Genomic DNA, 18666 nt, shown 5'->3' on the forward strand with positions numbered 1-18666 from the left:
CGACAGGGAGCGAACAGACATGGCACACAAAAAGGGCGCTTCCAGCTCGCGCAACGGTCGCGAGTCCAATGCCCAGCGACTCGGCGTCAAGCGTTTCGGTGGTCAGGTCGTCAAGGCCGGCGAGATCATCGTCCGCCAGCGCGGCACCCACTTCCATCCCGGCGTCAACGTCGGTCGCGGCGGGGATGACACCCTGTTCGCCACCGCGCCGGGCGCGGTCGAGTTCGGCGTGAAGCGCGGTCGCAAGACCGTCAACATCGTCCGCGTCGCCCGACCGGAGTAGGTCTTAATTTCGCGAGTGTGCGTCCACTGCGAGATTGAGACCGATTTCTCGCAGTACGTTCACACTCGACGATTGAAAGGACCCTCCGATGCCCCGGTTCGTCGACCGCGTTGTCATTCGTACCCACGCGGGTAACGGCGGTCACGGCTGCGCCTCGGTGCACCGCGAGAAGTTCAAGCCGCTTGGCGGCCCGGACGGCGGCAATGGCGGCAACGGCGGCAGCGTCATCCTGGTCGTCGACCCGCAGGTGCACACCCTGCTGGACTTCCACTTCCACCCCAATGTTGTCGCCCCGTCGGGCAAGCAGGGGATGGGCAACAACCGGGACGGGGCCAACGGCGCCGATCTCGAAGTCAAGGTTCCCGACGGCACGATGGTGCTCGACGAGCAGGGCCGGCTACTAGCCGACCTCGTGGGTGCGGGCACCAGCTTCGTGGCGGCCGAAGGCGGCCGGGGCGGACTGGGCAACGCCGCGCTGGCCTCCCGTGCCCGCAAGGCGCCCGGGTTCGCGTTGCTCGGCGAAAAGGGCCAGGAACGCGACCTCACCCTCGAACTGAAGACGGTCGCCGACGTCGGCCTCATCGGGTTCCCGTCGGCGGGCAAGTCGTCGCTGGTGTCGACCATCTCGGCGGCCAAGCCCAAGATCGCCGACTACCCGTTCACCACGCTGGTGCCCAACCTCGGTGTGGTGTCGGCCGGCGAGCACACCTTCACCGTCGCCGACGTTCCCGGCCTGATCCCGGGCGCCTCCGAGGGCCGTGGGCTGGGGCTGGATTTCCTGCGTCATATCGAACGCTGCGCCGTGCTGGTGCACGTCGTCGACTGCGCCACTCTGGAGCCCGGCCGCGACCCGATCTCCGACATCGAGGCGCTGGAGGCCGAGCTGGCCGCCTATCAGCCGACGCTGCAAGGGGATACGACGCTCGGTGACCTCGCGAACCGGCCTCGTGCGGTGGTGCTGAACAAGATTGACGTCCCCGAGGCGCGTGAACTTGCCGACTTCGTGCGTCCCGAGATCGCCAAGCGTGGCTGGCCGGTGTTCGAGGTCTCCACGGTCAGTCGAGAAGGCCTGCGCGAGTTGACCTTTGCCCTGTGGGATCTGGTCGCCGCCTACCAGGCCGCCCAGCCCGAGGTGGTTCCGCGCCGGCCGGTCATCCGGCCGATCCCGGTGGACCAGAGCGGCTTCACCGTCGAGGCCGACACGGCCAACCCCGGTGGCTTCATCGTGCGCGGCACCCGCCCCGAGCGCTGGGTGGCGCAGACCAACTTCGACAACGACGAAGCGGTCGGCTATCTCGGTGACCGCCTGGCCCGCCTCGGTGTCGAGGACCAACTGCTGAAGCTGGGTGCTGTGGCGGGATGTGCGGTGACCATCGGCGACATGACCTTCGACTGGGAGCCGCAGACACCGGCCGGTGTGGACGTCACGCCGACGGGCCGCGGAACCGACGCCCGGCTGGAACGCAACGACCGGATCGGTGCCGCCGAGCGCAAGGAAGCCCGCCGCGCGCGTCGTGATCACGGGGACGAGGCGTGAGCGAGTACCGCGATGCGATCCGCAGCGCCCGCAGCGTTGTGGTCAAGATCGGCACCACCGCACTGACCACGACGTCCGGGCTCTTCGACGCCGGCCGGCTGGCGAAACTGGTCGACGCCATCGAGGCGCGGATGCAGGCCGGCTCCGACGTCGTCATCGTGTCGTCCGGTGCGATCGCCGCGGGCATCGAGCCGCTGGGCCTGAGCCGGCGGCCCACCGACCTGGCGACCAAACAGGCCGCGGCCAGCGTCGGGCAGGTCGCGCTGGTCAACGCCTGGAGCGCGGCGTTCGGTCGCTATGACCGCACCGTCGGCCAGGTGCTGCTGACCGCGCACGACATCGCGATGCGGGTGCAGCACACCAACGCCCAGCGCACCCTGGACCGGCTGCGCGGGCTGCACGCGGTCGCCATCGTCAACGAGAACGACACCGTGGCCACCAACGAGATCCGCTTCGGCGACAACGACCGGCTCTCGGCACTGGTGGCCCATCTGGTGGGTGCCGACGCGCTGGTCCTGCTCTCGGACATCGACGGGCTCTACGACTCCGATCCACGCCGGGGTGACGCCCGGTTCATCCCCGAGGTCGCCGGCCCCGACGACCTCGACGGTGTCGTCGCCGGGCAGGGCAGCCGGCTGGGCACCGGCGGCATGCGCTCGAAGCTGTCCTCGGCACTGCTGGCCGCTGACGCCGGCGTGCCGGTGCTGCTGGCCGCCGCCGCTGACGCCGCCGCGGCGCTCTCGGACGCCTCGGTTGGCACGGTGTTCGCGCCGCGCCCCGACCGGATGTCGGCGCGGCGGTTCTGGGTGCGCTATGCCGCCGAGGTCGCCGGGGCGCTGACGCTCGACGCCGGCGCGGTGCGTGCGGTCGTCAAACAACGCCGTTCACTGCTGCCCGCGGGTATCACCGGGGTGTCGGGCCGGTTCTTCGGCGGCGACGTCGTGGAGTTGCGCGGCCCGGACGAGGCGATGGTGGCGCGCGGCGTGGTGGCCTACGACGCCGCGGAGCTGACGACGATGATCGGCCGCTCCACGACCGACCTGCCTGCCGAGATGCGCAGGCCCGCGGTGCACGCCGACGACCTCGTCGCGGTCTAACCCCGCCCGCGATGCAGTAGCCCGCGGATCCCCTTTTCCAGCTCGGCCAGCTTGGCTTTCAACACCTCGGCGCGGTCGCCTGCGGCGTCCATCGGGTCGTCGTCGCGTTTGCGGACGGTGACACCGTTGGCCGTGGCGGTGGCGATCACCGACTCGCTGACCTTCGCGTCAGCGAGGATCAGGGTGGAGATCACCCCGGGTGAGAGCACTTTGTCGCGGCGGAACAGGCCGCCGCGGAAGTGCACCTCGGCCGGAATGCGGACGTCGGCGTGGTCTTCGATCTGCCGTCTGGCCGTCGCCATCAGCAGCGTCAGGACCGCCGCCGACGCCAGCCCGAGCAGCCGGCCCCGGCCGGGAAACCATGGCACCGGCAGCCGGTCCACCTGCTTCTCGACCGCCCCAGAGAGCAGGTACTCCACGAGGTTGCGGGTGTCGATCTCGGTGATCTTTGACCACTTGACGTCGTCGCCGTCGAATTCGAGGGTCTCCGGCGTGATCGCCAGGCCGCCGTAGCGGTTGAGGAAGAGCACGATGCCCCGCAGCTGTTGCGGCAGCCGGGTGGTGTCGGCGACGATGTCGCCGATGCCCAGTGCCCACCGCTGTGTGATCGGCCCCGGTGGTGGACGCATCCGTTTGAGCAGTGCGGCAACCCGGCCGGCTTCGGTGTCGATGTCCTCTTGGGTGGGGGCGCCGACCTCCCGGCCTCTGGAGCGTTTCATGCCGACATGGTCTCAGCCAGTTCGTCGGCGAGCAGTACCAGCATCTCCGAACAGCCGTTGTCGACCTTCACCGTGGCCAGATCGTCGCCGCGGGTGGCGCCACGGTTGACGATCGCGATGGGTTTGCCCAGCGCCGCGGCGTGCCGCACGAAGCGGTAACCCGAGAACACCGTGAGCGACGAACCGGCCACCAGCAGCGCATCTGAGGCATCGATCATCGAATATGCCTGGGCGACAACATCTTTGCTGACACTTTCACCGAAGTAGACGATGTCGGGTTTGAGTATGCCCCCGCAGGTCGGGCAGTCGACGAAGTGGAAGGACTCGGTGTCGTCGACCACGGCGTCGGCGTCAGGGGCGACGGCCAGGCCACCGACCCGCTCGGCGCGTTCGGTGAACCCGGGGTTGGCGGCTTCGAGCTGTTCGGCGAGCGCGGCCCGCGACATGGTGTGCCCGCAGTCCAGGCACACCACCTGCGCGTAGGTGCCGTGCAGGTTGATGACATTGCGGCTGCCGGCCTTGGTGTGCAGCAGGTCCACGTTCTGGGTGATCACGCCGGTGACCACCCCGGCCCGCTCGAGCGCGGCCAGCGCCCGGTGCCCGGCATTCGGCAGGGTCTGGGCCATGTGCCGCCACCCCAGATGGTTACGGGCCCAGTAACGCTGCCGGTATTCCCGGCTGGAGGTGAACTGGCGGATCGTCATCGGGTTGGCCGGCGGGGAGTCCGGTCCGCGGTAGTCGGGAATGCCCGAGTCGGTGGACAGACCGGCCCCTGTGAGCACGGCGCACCGTCGCCCCGACAGCAGCGCAACGAGTTCCGGGGCGTCCATCCCACCAGGATAGGTGGCTAGCCGATGTTGATGAACGGACTGACTGCGTCGCGGGCGAACTGGGCCACGTTGACCGAGGCGTCGCCGTCGGGGAAGCTCACCGTGGACAGCAGATGGCCCCCGGCGTCCACGAAGTCGCCGTCGGCGCGGCCCTGGTGAGTCGATGACGTCACGAGGATGATTCCCGACGTTCCGGCCTGCTCTGCCAGCGGCACCGAGAACCGGGCGTTCTGCACGGTGCTGTTGGCCTTGTCCTCCACGATGATTCGGTTGTCGGGGAAGCCGAACATCAACAGCATGCGGCGCATCTGCCCGGCCTCGGTCTGCCCGTTGCGCGGGTTGCCGCCGGTGACGATGATCGGCGACTGCGGGAAGAACTGTGCGACGGCCAGACCGGTGAACACCCGGTTGCGCAGCACCGACCGCATACTGCCGTCGTCATTGAGCCCGTAACCGAGGACCACGATCGCCGGCTTGGAGAAATCCTTGGCTGATGTGGGGGGAGCGGCCTGGGCGGGCGCCGGTGAGAAACCACCCAAGACCACGGCGGCGGCGACGGCGAGAGCGGCGGCAGCAGCTTTGAGTCGACGACGCACGTGTCCTCCGCGGAAGTATCGGAATTGTCGACTGCGTAATCGTGCGGCGACGGTGGATCGTTACTGCGTCTCAACCGTTCAGAGCCGCTCAGAGCCTCTCCATGGCCCGCTTCATCGCTGCGGTCTCTAGGAAGTCGTAGCGGGTTGGCACGTAACGCGGGCGGGCCGGGCGCTGCGCCACGGGCCGAGCGGCCAACGCGGCGCGGGTGGCGGCGGTCCAACGCGACCACAGCCGCGGGGCGAACGGCGTCTCGGGCCGGTAGGCAACAGATGTCATGGCGATCTCCCTGGTGGTGGGGCCGGCCGGTCCGGCCCGTACCAGAAAGCTATGGCCGCGCAGGCTCGCCGTAACGAGTAGCGGGGTACTCGAATCGTCGCGAAAGACCGCGAAAGACGTTGCACCGCATCGAGAATGGTGAGCGCAAGCACCTGGCGCGGCGACTGTGCGCCGGCTCACATCAGCAGCCCGGTGACGCGGCTCCGCGGGTTGGGGGATACCCGTTTCCGGCTGGTGGGCTATACGGGCGACAATGGGGCATGGATTTCTACTCCGTCTACCGGCACGGGTTCGCGCGGGTGGCCGCGTGCACGCACCACACGGTGCTGGCAGACCCGGCCGCCAACGCCGAGTCGGTGGTGCGGATCGCGCGCGCCTGCCACGACGATGGCGTGGCTGTGGCGGTCTTCCCGGAGTTGACGCTGTCGGGCTATTCGATCGAGGACATCCTGCTGCAGGACAGCCTGCTCGACGCCGTCGAGGACGCCCTGCTGGAGGTGATCGCCGCCTCGGCGGACCTGCTTCCGGTGCTCGTGGTGGGGGCTCCGCTGCGCTACCTGCACCGCATCTACAACACCGCTGTGGTGATCCATCGCGGCGTCGTGCTCGGCGTCGCCCCGAAGTCCTATCTGCCCACCTACCGGGAGTTCTACGAGAGCCGGCAGGTCGCCGCGGGTGACGACCTGCACGGCACCATCCGCATCGGCGGCACCGAGGTGCCGTTCGGCCCGGATCTGCTGTTCACCGCCGAGGACGTGCCCGGTCTGGTGCTGCACGTGGAGATCTGCGAGGACATGTTCGTGCCCGTGCCGCCCAGCGCGCACGCCGCGCTGGCGGGGGCCACGGTGCTGGCCAACCTGTCGGGAAGCCCGATCACGATCGGGCGTGCGGAGGACCGCAAGCTGCTGGCCCGCTCGGCGTCGGCGCGCTGCCTGGCCGCCTACGTCTACGCGGCGGCGGGCGAAGGGGAGTCGAGCACCGACCTGGCCTGGGACGGGCAGACCATGATCTACGAGAACGGCAGGCTGCTGGCCGAGTCGGAACGCTTCCCGAAAGGCGAGCGCCGCTCGGTGGCAGATGTCGACCTCGACCTGTTGCGGGCCGAACGGCTGCGGATGGGCACCTTCGACGACAATCGCCGCCACCACCAAGACGCACTGAGCTCGTTTCGGCGCATCGGTTTCGTACTCGATCCGCCCACCGGCGACATCGGCGTGCTGCGTGAGATCGAACGCTTTCCGTTCGTGCCGAGCGATCCGCTTCGGCTGGAACAGGATTGCTACGAGGGCTACAGCATCCAGGTCGCCGGTCTCGAGCAACGGCTGCGTGCACTGAACTACCCGAAGGTCGTCATCGGTGTGTCCGGCGGTCTGGATTCGACGCACGCGCTGATCGTCGCCGCACGGGCGATGGACCGGGAAGGCCGCCCGCGCAGCGATATTCTGGCCTTCACCCTGCCCGGGTTCGCCACCGGTGAGCGCACCAAGAACAACGCGATCAAGCTGTCGCGGGCGCTGGGCGTCACGTTCGAGGAGATCGACATCCGGTCGACAGCCTCGCTGATGCTCACCGAGCTCGGTCACCCGTTCTCCCGCGGCGAGCCGGTCTACGACGTCACCTTCGAGAACGTGCAGGCCGGCCTGCGCACCGACTATCTGTTCCGGATCGCCAACCAGCGCGGCGGCATCGTGCTGGGCACCGGTGACCTTTCCGAGCTGGCGCTGGGCTGGTCGACCTACGGTGTCGGCGACCAGATGAGCCACTACAACGTCAATGGCGGCGTGCCGAAAACCCTTATCCAGCATCTGATTCGGTGGGTCATATCGTCGGGTCAGTTCAACGACGAGGTCGACGAGATCCTGCAGTCGGTGCTCGACACGGAAATCACCCCCGAACTAGTGCCCACCGGCGAGGACGAGGAGGTCCAGAGCAGCGAGGCCAAGGTCGGGCCGTACTCACTGCAGGACTTCTCGCTGTTCCAGGTGCTGCGTTACGGCTTCCGGCCCTCGAAGATCGCGTTCCTGGCCTGGCACGCCTGGAGTGATCCCGACCATGGCACCTGGCCCCCCGGCTTTCCCGAAGGCAAGCGACCGGCCTACTCGCTCAAGGAGATTCGGCACTGGCTGGCGGTCTTCGCGCAGCGGTACTACTCGTTCAGCCAGTTCAAGCGGTCAGCGTTGCCGAACGGGCCCAAGGTGTCGCACGGCGGTTCGCTGTCGCCGCGCGGTGACTGGCGGGCGCCGTCGGACATGTCCGCGCGGATCTGGCTTGCCGAGATCGAACGCGATATACCGCAGGAGTGATCGGTGGCCGGAGTCGACAGCTGCCTTGATGCAGGATGACGCCGGTGTTAGCCTCGACTTCGTCGATGCGTTTCAGCGCATCCCCGGACGAGATGTGCGCCGTACCCGGCTTGTCAAGACGACGCACCTTGGAGGGTTGATGTCCGACGCGCTCAGCACTACCGGTTGTACTGTCCCAAAGCCCTTAGGTGTGCGGTGGATACACGGATCGGTGTCGTCCAAGCACAATGCCGACCCGGATGTGCAGGTCCACTGGTACGACGATGACACGGTGATCTTGCGGCAGAACAAGGCAATTCACTACGAGGCGCCGTTCATGTTCCTGCTGTTCGGTTGTGACCGGGCGGTTCTGCTGGACACCGGCGCCACAGCCGAAGAGCAGTATTTCCCGCTGCGTGCCGTGGTTGATGACGTCATCGAGGAGTGGCTCGATCGCTACCCCGAGACACATCGCCCCTATGAACTTCTGGTGCTGCACACCCACTCCCATGGCGATCACGTCGCCGGCGACACTCAGTTCACAGACCGGCCTGGGACCACCCTGGTGCCGGCCGACAAGGAAAACGCCTGGGACTACTTCGGTTTCACCGAAGATGACCACGGGCCCCGGACGGTCGACCTCGGCGACCGAACGCTGGACGTTCTTGCCACACCGGGACATGACGCGTCATCGGTCACGTACTACGACCCGTGGACGGGCATCCTGTTCACCGGCGACACGGTTTACCGCGGCAGGCTGTATATCGTCGACTGGCAGGCCTTCGCGCGAAGCATCGACCGGCTCATCGAGTTCTCCGAATCGCACCGCGTGAACCATGTGATCGGTTGTCACATCGAGATGACCTGCGCGCCCGGCGTGGACTACCCCGTTCTGACGACCTATCAGCCCGACGAGCCGGCCCTGGAGATGTCCGTCGAGCACCTCTACGCTGTTCGGGCAGCGCTCGAGGCCGCCGGCCCGGATCCGGTGCGTTACGTCAGCGACGACTTCATCCTGTGGCCGGAAGATGACTGACCGCGGCTAGAGCCTGCCGTCGATGCGCAGGTCTGGATGCACCCAGTCCGGTGACCGCCGCTCCTTGAACGCCAGGAAACCCTCGATGGACTCCGGTGAGCCGAGGCTGCGCTGCATGCCGATCCGGTCGTAGAGCCCGATGTAGTTGTCGATGCTCGCCTTGACCACCGAGCGGGCGTCCGGCGCGGTGCGGCAGCACTGGGCCAGCACCTCGCGTGCGGTGCCGGCCAGCTCGTCGTGGGGGACCACCCGCGCGACCATGCCCCAGTCCAGGGCCTCCTGGGCATCGAGGGTTCGGCCGGTGAACATCAGGTCGCGGGTGCGCACCGGGCCGATGAGCCGGGTCAGCATCTGGCTGTAATAGGTATCGGCGATCCCGCGGTACAACTCCGGCACCCGGAACGTCGCCCGCTCGCTGACCACCGCTATGTCGGCGCACAGCGCGATCTGCAGCCCGCCGCCCTGGCACAACCCGTTGACCGCCGCGACCACCGGCTTGGTCGACTGGCGCAGCGTGTCGAACGGCAGAGCGTCCATCCCGAGGGCTGCGCCGAACGTCAGCCAGTTGTCCACGCCGCCGCCACCCATGTCCCCGCCGGGGGCGAAGACGTCACCGGTCCCGGTGATGAGCAGGCCGGTCAACTCCGGATCGGAGCCGACGTGGTTGACCGCGTACTTGATGCCGAAGTACATCGCCGGTGTCATGGCGTTGCGTGCCTCAGGGCGGTCCAGGGTGCACACCCCGAACGCGCCTTCGCGGGTGAACTTCAGGTACGGCGTGCCCAGCCAGTCCCCATCGGGCGGGCGGGGGGTATCGGTGTGCGTCATCGACGACGAGACTATCGCCTCTACCGTAAATCGTTCAGTAACGCATCGTCGATCGCCTCCGCACGCGGCGCGCAGTCTCCCGCGCCGGCAACCAGCGTGGCCAACGCCCCTGCCGCGCACGCCCGTCGCAGCGCCCGCTGCGTGCCCGTCAGCCAGTCGGCGGCGAGCACCCCGGCGAACACGTCGCCGGCGCCGGTGGTGTCGATGGCCTCGACCTCTGGTGCCGGCACCTCCAGCGTGCCGTCGGGTCCGGAGTAGCTGGCGCCGCGCGCGCCCCGGGTGACCACGCGATGCGGCGTCGGCCAATCCCAGTGCGGCTCCTCGGTTTCGTTGACGACCACCACGTCGGTCACCGCGGCCAGATCCGCCACTGCTGCGTCGGTGCTCACCGGTGAGGCGTTGACGATGACGGTCGCCCCGACCGAGTGAGCCTCCCGCGCGGCCGCCACTGCGGTCGCCACCGGTATCTCGAGCTGGACCAGCAGCACCTCACATCCCGCGATCGCCGACCGTGCGGCCGCGGATGCCAGGGTCAGGTGGCCGTTGGCGCCGGGGGCGACGACGATCAGGTTGGCCCCGTCCGCGCCGACCAGAATCACGGCGCTGCCGCTGGGCGCCGAGAGTTCCTCCACACCGGTCAGGTCAACTCCGTTGGTGCTGAGGTGGGTTCGCAGTTGCGCACCGGCCGGGTCGGTACCGACCGCGCCGACGAACGTCACCTCGGCACCGGCCCGGGCCGCGGCCACGGCTTGGTTGCCGCCCTTGCCGCCGGGTTCGGTGCGCACAGCTGAGGCAAGGACTGTCTCCCCGGGCCCGGGTAACGCTGCCACCGTGAAGAACTGATCGACGTTGACGCTGCCCACCACACAGACCCGTGCCATGCATTCTACGCTAGCCCCCACCTGCCGGTTGGTCGGGAGACCGATACGCTGGACCGATGAGTGTCCGAGCACCGTCGGTTCCCGATGTTCGCGAACAGGTGCATGAGGCGGCCCGGCGCGCCCGCGTCGCGTCGCGCACCCTCGGATCCTTGACCACCACGGTCAAAGACCGGGCGCTGCACGCCGCCGCGGACGCCGTCCTGGCCCACACCCACCAGATCATCGCCGCCAACGCCGAGGACCTCGACGCCGCCCGCGCCGTCGGCACCCCCGAGGCCATGCTGGACCGGTTGGCACTGAACCCGCAGCGGGTCGACGGCATCGCTGCCGGACTGCGCCAGGTTGCCGGGCTGCCCGACCCGGTCGGCGAGGTGCTGCGCGGCCGAACCCTGCCCAACGGCCTGCAGCTCCGCCAGCAGCGCGTTCCCCTCGGCGTGATCGGAATCGTCTACGAGGGCCGGCCCAACGTCACCGTGGACGCCTTCGGGCTGACGCTGAAGTCCGGCAACGCCGTGCTGCTGCGCGGCAGCTCCTCGGCGGCCAACTCCAACGCCGAACTGGTCACCGTGCTGCGCGGAGCGCTGGCCGGCGAAGGTCTGCCCGAAGACGCGGTACAGCTGCTGCCCAGCGCCGACCGCTCCAGCGTCACCCACCTCATCCAGGCCCGTGGCCTGGTCGACGTGGTCATCCCGCGCGGCGGCGCCGGACTCATCGACGCCGTCGTCCGCGACGCCACCGTGCCCACCATCGAGACCGGCGTCGGGAACTGCCACGTCTACGTGCATTCCGCGGCCGACCTCGACGTCGCCGAGCGAATCATCCTCAACGCCAAGACCCGTCGTCCCAGTGTCTGCAACGCCGCCGAGACCCTGTTGATCGACGCCGGTATCGCCGAGGTCGCCAGGCCGCGGCTGCTCGGGGCGCTGGAGCAGGCCGGGGTCACCGTGCACGCCAACCCGACCGAGGACGAGCTGCGGGCCGAGTTCCTGTCGATGGACATCGCGGTGGCCGTTGTCGCGGACCTCGACGCCGCCATCGAGCACATCAACACTTACGGCACCGGGCATACCGAGGCCATCGTCACCACCAATCTCGCAGCGGCACAACGGTTCACCGAACAGGTGGATGCGGCCGCGGTGATGGTCAACGCGTCGACCGCCTTCACCGACGGTGAGCAATTCGGCTTCGGCGCCGAGATCGGCATCTCCACCCAGAAGCTGCATGCCCGCGGCCCGATGGGTCTGCCAGAACTGACATCGACCAAGTGGATCGTCTGGGGAGACGGTCATACCCGACCTGCCTGACCACGACAGGAGAACCCGTGACTGAAACCCCGGCACGCCCGGCCCCGCTGTTCGCCGACATCGACGATGTCTCCAAGCGACTGGCCGAGACCGGCTACCTGCCCGACACCGCGACGGCCACCGCGGTGTTCCTCGCCGACCGGCTCGGCAAGCCGCTGCTGGTGGAAGGCCCGGCAGGCGTCGGTAAGACCGAACTGGCCCGCGCTGTCGCACAGTGCACCGGCTCGGGCCTGGTGCGGCTGCAGTGCTACGAAGGGGTCGACGAGGCGCGGGCCCTCTACGAGTGGAACCACGCCAAGCAAATCCTGCGGATGCAGTCCGGGGCCAATGACTGGGATCAGGCCAAGACCGACATCTTCAGCGAAGAGTTCCTGCTGTCCCGCCCGCTGCTGACCGCCATCCGGCGCACCGAGCCCACAGTGCTGCTGATCGACGAGACAGACAAGGCCGACATCGAGATCGAAGGCCTGTTGCTCGAGGTGCTCTCCGACTTCGCGGTCACCGTGCCCGAACTGGGCACCATCACCGCATCGCGCACCCCGTTCGTCGTGCTGACCTCCAACGCCACCCGCGAACTCTCCGAGGCGCTCAAACGACGCTGCCTGTTCCTGCACATCGACTTCCCCGACCCCGACCTCGAGCGGCGCATCCTGCTGTCCCGGGTCCCGGAGCTGCCCGAGTCGCTGGCCGCCGAGCTGGTCCGCATCATCGGCGTGCTGCGCGGCATGCAGCTCAAGAAGCTGCCGTCGGTCGCCGAGACCATCGACTGGGGCCGCACCATCCTGGCGTTGGGCCTGGACACCATCGACGACGCCACCATCGCCGCCACCATGGGCGTGGTACTCAAACACCAGTCCGACCAGCAGCGCGCGGCCGGCGAGCTCCGGCTCAACTAGGGAGTCAGCAGATGGCCGTCCGCAGGGTCCGCCCCCCACAGCCGCTGGCGCCGTATGGCCTGCCCGGCCATCTGGTCGGCTTCGTCGAAGCGCTTCGCGCGCAGGGTATTTCGGTCGGGCCCTCGGAGACTGTCGATGCCGGGCGGGTGCTCACCGTCTTGGGCCTCGGCGACCGCCAGGCCCTGCGGGAAGGGTTGGCGTGCGCGGTGTTACGCCGGGCCGACCACCGCGAAACCTATGACGCCATGTTCGACCTGTGGTGGCCGGCCGCCCTGGGCGGGCGAACCGTTCTGGTCGACGAAGACGCCGACGACGACACGCCCGAAGGGCTGCCGCCCGAGGACGTCGACGCCATGCGCGAGATGCTGCTGCAATTGCTGGCCGACAACCCCGAGATCGGCGACATGGACGACCGGCTGGTCGCGATGATCGCCCAGATCGTCGAGGCCTACGGCCGATACACCTCCAGCCGTGGCCCGTCGTACTCGTCGTATCAGGCGCTCAAGGCCATGGGCCTCGACGAGCTGGAGGGCCGGCTGCTGGCCGGGTTGCTGGCCCCGCACGGCGACGATCCCAGCCCCACCCAGGAGCAGATCGCCAAAGCGCTTGCCGCGCAGAAGATTCAGCAGCTTCGCCGGCTGGTCGAAAGTGAGACCAAACGGCGCACCGCCGAACAGCTCGGCCGCGAACATGTGCAGATGTACGGCATCCCGCAGCTGGCCGAGAACGTCGAATTCCTGCGGGCATCCGGCGATCAGCTGCGCCAGATGCGCAAGACCGTCCAGCCGTTGGCCCGGATGCTGGCCACCCGGCTGGCGGCCAAACGGCGGCGCCACCGGGCCGGGTCGATCGACCTGCGCAAGACGCTGCGCAAGTCGATGTCCACCGGCGGTGTGCCGATCGACGTGGTGTTGCGCAAGCCGCGCCCGGCCCGCCCGGAGCTTGTGGTGCTGTGCGACGTGTCCGGCTCGGTGGCCGGGTTCAGCCACTTCACCCTGCTGTTGGTGCACGCGCTGCGCCAGCAGTTCTCCCGGGTGCGGGTGTTCGCCTTCATCGACACCACCGACGAGGTGACCCACCTGTTCGGCCCCGACGCCGACCTCGCGGTGGCCATCCAGCGGATCACCCGCGAGGCCGGGGTCTACACCCGCGACGGCCACTCCGACTACGGCAACGCGTTCGTGTCGTTCACCGAGAACTTCCACAACGTGCTCTCCCCACGCACGTCGCTGCTGGTACTCGGCGACGGTCGCACCAACTACCGCAACCCCGCGACCGACGTCCTAGCCCGCATGGTCAGCGCCAGCCGCCACGCGCACTGGCTCAACCCCGAACCACGTCATCTGTGGGGCAGCGGCGATTCCGCGGTGCCGCGCTACGAGGACGTCATCACCATGCACGAATGCCGGTCGGCCAAGCAGCTGGCGGCCGTGGTCGATCAGCTCCTGCCGGTCTAGTCGGCGCGCGCCGCCCTGGCGCTGCCCCCGGTGGTCCTCGCTCCCGCGCTGTGGCCAGGCGCCTGGCCGGCCGAGGGCGTCGAGTCTGCGGCCGCGGGCTTTGGGGCGTGCGCCGTCGTGGCGGCGGGCTTGGCGGTGCGGGCCGTTCGCGCATTCTGGACCGCGCTGCGGATCGCCTGGGCCGGTGACGCCACCGCGGGAGGGTTGGCGACGGCGGCCGAACCGGCTGGTGGAACCCACTGGGCCTGGGTCGGCCGGTTGTAGTCGGTGCGGTCGTAGCCCTGCTCGATGATCGGCCGCAGAGCCGAGTCCCAGGAGTTGAGCAGCGACTCGGGCAGGACGCCGGTCAGGGGCATCAACAGTGGCAGCCGCGGTGTGCGGACCAGGTAGTAGGTGGTGTTGCTGTGCTGTTGGTAGTACATGCTGTCGCCGCTGGCTTTGGCGGCTGCGAGGTCGGCTGCGGTGAGCTCGGTCTGGGTTCGGCCGTGGATGTAGATCATGCCCAGGACGGCATTGGCGGTGGCCAGCAGGTTCAGCGGGCGGGTCGGGAAGTCGGCCCAGCCGTCGTACTGGCGTGCGACGTCGATCGTCGGATCGCCGTTGTCGGGCGTGGCGCCGCTGAACGTGACGTTGAGGATCGGAATGTGCAGTCCGTTGAAACGGGCCAGCACGCCGCCGTTGGGTCGGCTGGGGTTCTCGACGAGGACGAAGGTGTTGCCGGTCCCGCCGGGGTGTTCGGCCTTGTACTGCGATGCCACCACCGCCCCCTGGGACAGCCCGAAGACGACGTTGCCGGTGGGGTTGCGGGCGTCTAGGTTCGCCACGCCCTGGGCGACGGAGTCGTTCCACGTCAGGTCGAAGATGAGACCGTGTGAGACAGGCCAGAATCCGGCGTTGTAATCGACGTTGCCCGCCGGCGTGGGCGGATCTGAGGGAGTCCCGGTGCCGTCGAGGACGCGACCGATGAAGGCGCGGTACTCGGCGTCGGTGGGTGTCCAGCCGATGTTGGTCCCACGCAGATAGGTCACGGTGGCCGCCGCAAGCTGGGGAACGCTCGACACCGTCGGGGTCAATCCGACGACCACGGCAGCGACGGCCGCAGTCACACCGGTCAGCGCGCCGCCCAACGTCATTGCCGCTTTGCCGCCACCCGTCGAGCCGCGCATCCGATACCCCCTTCTCCGAGCCGGATCGTAACCCGAGCGCCATGGCGCCATAGCCGGTTCGGCTTTGCTGCCGTGTCGCGACCGGTCGGCGCCGCGAGCACCGCGACCCGCCCGGCGGCCTCCCGTAAGCTGGTCAATCGTGGTTTCCTCGGCTCGGCGCAGGATCGGAGTGATGGGCGGGACGTTCGATCCCGTCCACAACGGTCACCTCGTTGCCGCCAGTGAGGTGGCTGATCTGTTCGAGCTCGACGAAGTGGTGTTCGTTCCCACCGGGCAGCCCTGGCAGAAGTCCCGCGACGTGACCCCGGCCGAGGACCGCTACCTGATGACCGTCATCGCGACGGCGGCCAACCCGCGGTTCTCGGTCAGCCGGGTCGACATCGATCGGGGCGGACCCACCTACACCAACGACACCCTGCGGGATCTGCGCGCACTGAACCCGGATGCCGACCTGTACTTCATCACCGGCGCCGACGCGTTGGCCTCGATCCTGTCCTGGCAGAACTGGGAGGAGCTGTTCGCCCTGGCCACGTTCATCGGTGTCAGCCGACCTGGGTACGAGCTCAATGGTCAGCACATCGTCGCCGCATTTGACCAGCTGCCCGAAGAGGCACTGAACCTGGTCGAGGTGCCGGCGCTGGCGATCTCGTCCACTGACTGCCGCATCCGCGCCGCCAAGAACCGGCCGATCTGGTACCTGGTGCCCGACGGCGTCGTGCAGTACGTCGCCAAACGCGGCCTCTACCGCGAACATCGAGGGGAAAACCATCATGCCCGCGTCCGCTGAAGCCATCGCGATGGCCACCATCGCCGCCCGAGCTGCGGCGGCCAAACTCGCCCAGGATGTCGTCGTCATCGACGTCTCGGGACAGCTCGTCATCACCGACCTCTTCGTGATCGCATCGGCTGCCAACGACCGGCAGGTAAGCGCCATCGTCGACGAGATCGAGGAGAAGATGCGGTTGGCCGGCTACAAGCCCGCCCGTCGGGAAGGCACCCGCGAAGGCCGCTGGGTGCTGTTGGACTACGTCGACATCGTGGTGCACATCCAGCATCAGGACGAACGCAACTTCTATGCGCTCGACCGGCTGTGGCGGGACTGCCCGCTGGTGGAGGTCGACCTGGACGAGGCGTCCGCCGACCCGCAGACCGGCGCGGCGCCGTGAGGGTGCGCCGACTGGTCATGTTGCGGCACGGCCAGACCGAGTACAACGCCGGTAGCCGGATGCAGGGCCAGCTTGACACCGAACTGACCGACCTCGGCCGGGCCCAGGCGGTCGCTGCCGCCGAGGTGCTCGCCAAGCGGCAGCCGCTGCTGATCGTCTCGTCGGATCTGCGGCGCGCCTACGACACCGCCGTCGCGCTCAGCGAGCGCACGGCGCTGCCGGTCAACGTCGACATCCGGCTGCGCGAAACCCACCTCGGTGACTGGCAGGGGCTGACCCACCATCAGGTGGATGCCACCGCCCCCGGTGCGCGCATCGCATGGCGCGACGACGCCACCTGGGCCCCGCACGGTGGCGAGAGCCGTATCGACGTCGCTGACCGAAGCCGGCCGTTGGTCGCCGAACTCGTTGCGGCTGAGCCAGAATGGGGGCTCGACGAGCCTGACCGGCCGGTGGTGCTGGTCGCCCATGGCGGGCTCATCGCGGCCCTCACCGCAGCGCTGCTGGACCTTCCCGTCGACAGCTGGCCGGTGCTCGGCGGCATGGGCAATGCGAGCTGGGTGCAGTTGTCCGGGCACAGCGCCGACGACGCGCCGTTCGCCGATATCCGGTGGCGCCTGGATGTGTGGAACGCCTCGGCCCAGGTGGCCAACGATGTCCTCTGAACGACCAAGTCCATCCCCGGGTCGCTCCGCTCCTGCCCGCCCAAGTCCATCCCCGGGTCGCTCCGCTCCTGCCCGCCGGGCCCTGCTGGTCTTCGCCGACTCGCTGTCCTACTACGGCCCGCAGGGCGGTCTTCCCTCCGACGACCCGAGGATCTGGCCCAATATTGTTGCCGCCCAGCTGGGTTGGGACCTGGAGCTGATCGGCCGCATCGGCTGGACGTCGCGCGACGTGTGGTGGGCGGCCACCCAGGACCCGCGGGCATGGGCGGCGCTGCCGCGTGCCGGTGCGGTGGTGTTTGCCACCAGCGGCATGGACTCGCTGCCGTCACCGCTGCCGACCGCGCTGCGTGAACTCATCCGCTATGTCCGCCCCGCCGTGCTGCGGCGCTGGGTGCGCGACGGATACGGCTGGCTACAGCCCCGCCTGTCGCCGATCGCTCGGCCCGCACTGCCGCCGAACCTGACCGTCGAATATCTCGAAATGACGCGAGCTGCAATCGATTTCAACAGACCGGGCATACCTGTGGTGGCATCGCTGCCGTCGGTGCACATCGCCGACACCTACGGCCATGCCCACCACGGGCGCCGCGGCACCGTCAAGGCCATCACCGAATGGGCCGACCAGCACGGGATTGCGCTGGTCGACCTGAAAGAAGCGGTCGCCGAGGAGGTCCTGGCCGGGCGGGGAAACCCCGACGGCATCCACTGGAACTTCGAGGCGCACCGGCGGGTCGCCGAACTGATGCTCAAAGCGCTCGCCGAAGTCGGTGTGCCGCCCGAGAAATCACTCGACTGACCCATGGCCGTCGTCGTGGTGACCGACTCGTCGGCCCGGCTGCCCGCCGGTGACGTCGACGAGTGGAGTATCCACGTTGTGCCCCTCCATATTCTGGTCGACGGTGCCGATCTGCGCGACGGCAGCGACGAGATCCCGCCGGATCTCTACCAGCGCGGCCACGTCACCACGGCTGGCGCCACGCCCGCCGAGCTGACCGCGGCCTACCGTCAAGCGCTGGCCGACAGCGGGGGAGACGGTGTGGTGGCCGTGCACATCTCTGGGGCGCTGTCGAGCACGCTGGGCGCCGCCGAATATGCGGCGGGGGAGTTCGGGGGATCAGTCCGCGTGGTCGACTCGAAGTCGACGGCGATGGGTACCGGATTCGTCGCACTGGCGGCCGCCCGTGCGGCACGGGCCGGACTCGATCTGGATGCCGTTGTCGCACAGGCTGAGTCGACGGTGCAGCGGGTGCACGGCTACATCGTGGTGCACCGGTTGGAGAATCTGCGGCGCAGTGGCCGGATCGGGACGGCGGCATCGTGGTTGGGTACCGCACTGGCGCTCAAGCCGCTGCTGCGGATTGACGAAAACGGCCAGCTGGTCCTGGTCCAACGGGTCAGGACCGCCTCCAAGGCGCTCGCGGCGATGGTGGAACAGGTGCTCGCGGCGGTCGGGGAACACCGGGCCAGGTTGGCTGTGCATCACATCGACAATCCTGACGCCGCGGCCGATCTCGCCGCGACGCTGGCCGCGGCCTTACCCGGCTGCGGACCCGCCGTGATCACCGATCTCGGTCCGGTGATCGGCGTGCATGTCGGCAGCGGCGCGGTGGGTGTCGTTGCGGCGGTGGAGGAACCGCAGCCCTGAG

At 68.7% G+C, this 18666-nt stretch carries 20 protein-coding genes and 1 riboswitch; of the genes, 13 read left to right on the top strand and 7 right to left on the bottom strand.

Annotation, left to right across the window (positions count from 1 at the left end):
- Window positions 1-19 precede the first annotated feature (19 nt).
- The 3 genes from rpmA to proB all read left to right on the top strand — a co-directional run bounded on the left by rpmA (window position 20) and on the right by proB (window position 2917).
- Window positions 20-283: a 50S ribosomal protein L27 gene (rpmA, locus tag HBE64_RS08160; protein WP_167100152.1), complete on the top strand. Its 264-nt coding sequence runs from the start codon at window positions 20-22 to the stop codon at window positions 281-283.
- An 88-nt stretch (window positions 284-371) separates the two neighbouring features.
- Window positions 372-1820 (top strand): GTPase ObgE, encoded by a 1449-nt coding sequence (gene obgE, locus HBE64_RS08165; RefSeq protein WP_167100156.1) that lies wholly within the window; start codon window positions 372-374, stop codon window positions 1818-1820.
- Complete coding sequence (gene proB / locus HBE64_RS08170) at window positions 1817-2917, top strand: glutamate 5-kinase (protein ID WP_167100159.1); 1101 nt, start codon at window positions 1817-1819, stop codon at window positions 2915-2917. The genes obgE and proB overlap by 4 nt, the downstream gene beginning before the upstream one ends.
- Here proB and HBE64_RS08175 read toward each other — a convergent pair.
- From HBE64_RS08175 to HBE64_RS08190, 4 genes are all read right to left on the bottom strand, one after another.
- Entirely contained in the window at window positions 2914-3636 is a 723-nt protein-coding gene (locus tag HBE64_RS08175) for a hypothetical protein (protein ID WP_167100162.1), read from the bottom strand. The genes proB and HBE64_RS08175 overlap by 4 nt on opposite strands.
- On the bottom strand, window positions 3633-4466 hold the full coding sequence (locus tag HBE64_RS08180; RefSeq protein ID WP_167100165.1) for an NAD-dependent protein deacetylase: 834 nt from the start codon (window positions 4464-4466) through the stop codon (window positions 3633-3635). The genes HBE64_RS08175 and HBE64_RS08180 overlap by 4 nt, the downstream gene beginning before the upstream one ends.
- A gap of 17 nt (window positions 4467-4483) precedes the next feature.
- Entirely contained in the window at window positions 4484-5062 is a 579-nt protein-coding gene (locus HBE64_RS08185) for a YdcF family protein (protein WP_167100168.1), read from the bottom strand.
- Between the two features lie 88 nt (window positions 5063-5150).
- The gene (locus HBE64_RS08190) at window positions 5151-5339 is read right to left on the bottom strand and encodes a hypothetical protein (RefSeq protein WP_167100171.1); all 189 of its coding nucleotides are present in this window, start codon (window positions 5337-5339) and stop codon (window positions 5151-5153) included.
- A 260-nt stretch (window positions 5340-5599) separates the two neighbouring features.
- On the opposite strand from HBE64_RS08190, the gene HBE64_RS08195 reads away from it, so the two are divergent.
- Together HBE64_RS08195 and HBE64_RS08200 are read left to right on the top strand one after the other, a co-directional pair.
- The gene (locus HBE64_RS08195; RefSeq protein ID WP_167100174.1) at window positions 5600-7642 is read left to right on the top strand and encodes an NAD(+) synthase; all 2043 of its coding nucleotides are present in this window, start codon (window positions 5600-5602) and stop codon (window positions 7640-7642) included.
- Between the two features lie 61 nt (window positions 7643-7703).
- A riboswitch (guanidine-III (ykkC-III) riboswitch) is annotated at window positions 7704-7770 on the top strand.
- Window positions 7771-7853: 83 nt separating this feature from the next.
- Window positions 7854-8657, top strand: a complete 804-nt coding sequence (locus HBE64_RS08200; RefSeq protein WP_243841534.1) for an MBL fold metallo-hydrolase — start codon at window positions 7854-7856, stop codon at window positions 8655-8657.
- Between the two features lie 6 nt (window positions 8658-8663).
- Here the strand turns inward: HBE64_RS08200 and HBE64_RS08205 are convergent, their stop codons facing one another.
- Together HBE64_RS08205 and HBE64_RS08210 are read right to left on the bottom strand one after the other, a co-directional pair.
- Window positions 8664-9485 carry an enoyl-CoA hydratase/isomerase family protein gene (locus HBE64_RS08205; RefSeq protein ID WP_167100177.1) on the bottom strand — a complete coding sequence of 274 codons (822 nt, stop codon included), beginning with the start codon at window positions 9483-9485 and terminating at the stop codon, window positions 8664-8666.
- Between the two features lie 20 nt (window positions 9486-9505).
- Window positions 9506-10366, bottom strand: coding sequence for a PfkB family carbohydrate kinase (locus HBE64_RS08210; RefSeq protein WP_167100180.1), 861 nt, complete (start codon window positions 10364-10366; stop codon window positions 9506-9508).
- Between the two features lie 56 nt (window positions 10367-10422).
- Between HBE64_RS08210 and HBE64_RS08215 the strand changes: the two genes are divergently transcribed.
- From HBE64_RS08215 to HBE64_RS08225, 3 genes are read left to right on the top strand one after another with little or no spacing between them, the layout of a single operon-like run.
- Window positions 10423-11670 carry a glutamate-5-semialdehyde dehydrogenase gene (locus tag HBE64_RS08215; RefSeq protein ID WP_167100183.1) on the top strand — a complete coding sequence of 416 codons (1248 nt, stop codon included), beginning with the start codon at window positions 10423-10425 and terminating at the stop codon, window positions 11668-11670.
- Window positions 11671-11687: 17 nt separating this feature from the next.
- Window positions 11688-12566, top strand: a complete 879-nt coding sequence (locus tag HBE64_RS08220; protein WP_167100186.1) for a MoxR family ATPase — start codon at window positions 11688-11690, stop codon at window positions 12564-12566.
- Window positions 12567-12577: 11 nt separating this feature from the next.
- Window positions 12578-14023, top strand: coding sequence for a VWA domain-containing protein (locus HBE64_RS08225; RefSeq protein ID WP_167100189.1), 1446 nt, complete (start codon window positions 12578-12580; stop codon window positions 14021-14023).
- Here the strand turns inward: HBE64_RS08225 and HBE64_RS08230 are convergent.
- On the bottom strand, window positions 14020-15189 hold the full coding sequence (locus HBE64_RS08230; RefSeq protein WP_167100192.1) for a PE-PPE domain-containing protein: 1170 nt from the start codon (window positions 15187-15189) through the stop codon (window positions 14020-14022). The genes HBE64_RS08225 and HBE64_RS08230 overlap by 4 nt on opposite strands.
- A 172-nt stretch (window positions 15190-15361) precedes the next feature.
- On the opposite strand from HBE64_RS08230, the gene nadD reads away from it, so the two are divergent.
- From nadD to HBE64_RS08255, 5 genes are read left to right on the top strand one after another with little or no spacing between them, the layout of a single operon-like run.
- Window positions 15362-15976: a nicotinate-nucleotide adenylyltransferase gene (gene nadD / locus HBE64_RS08235; protein ID WP_208300664.1), complete on the top strand. Its 615-nt coding sequence runs from the start codon at window positions 15362-15364 to the stop codon at window positions 15974-15976.
- Window positions 15960-16355: a ribosome silencing factor gene (gene rsfS / locus HBE64_RS08240; protein WP_167100195.1), complete on the top strand. Its 396-nt coding sequence runs from the start codon at window positions 15960-15962 to the stop codon at window positions 16353-16355. Before nadD ends, rsfS begins: the two co-directional genes overlap by 17 nt.
- Entirely contained in the window at window positions 16352-17020 is a 669-nt protein-coding gene (gpgP, locus tag HBE64_RS08245; protein ID WP_167100198.1) for a glucosyl-3-phosphoglycerate phosphatase, read from the top strand. The genes rsfS and gpgP overlap by 4 nt, the downstream gene beginning before the upstream one ends.
- Window positions 17010-17816, top strand: coding sequence for a diglucosylglycerate octanoyltransferase (octT, locus tag HBE64_RS08250; RefSeq protein ID WP_243841535.1), 807 nt, complete (start codon window positions 17010-17012; stop codon window positions 17814-17816). Before gpgP ends, octT begins: the two co-directional genes overlap by 11 nt.
- A gap of 3 nt (window positions 17817-17819) precedes the next feature.
- The gene (locus HBE64_RS08255; RefSeq protein WP_167100201.1) at window positions 17820-18665 is read left to right on the top strand and encodes a DegV family protein; all 846 of its coding nucleotides are present in this window, start codon (window positions 17820-17822) and stop codon (window positions 18663-18665) included.
- Window position 18666 lies beyond the last annotated feature (1 nt).

Source organism: Mycobacterium sp. DL592 (assembly GCF_011694515.1).
In the GTDB taxonomy this organism is placed as follows: Bacteria; Actinomycetota; Actinomycetes; order Mycobacteriales; family Mycobacteriaceae; genus Mycobacterium.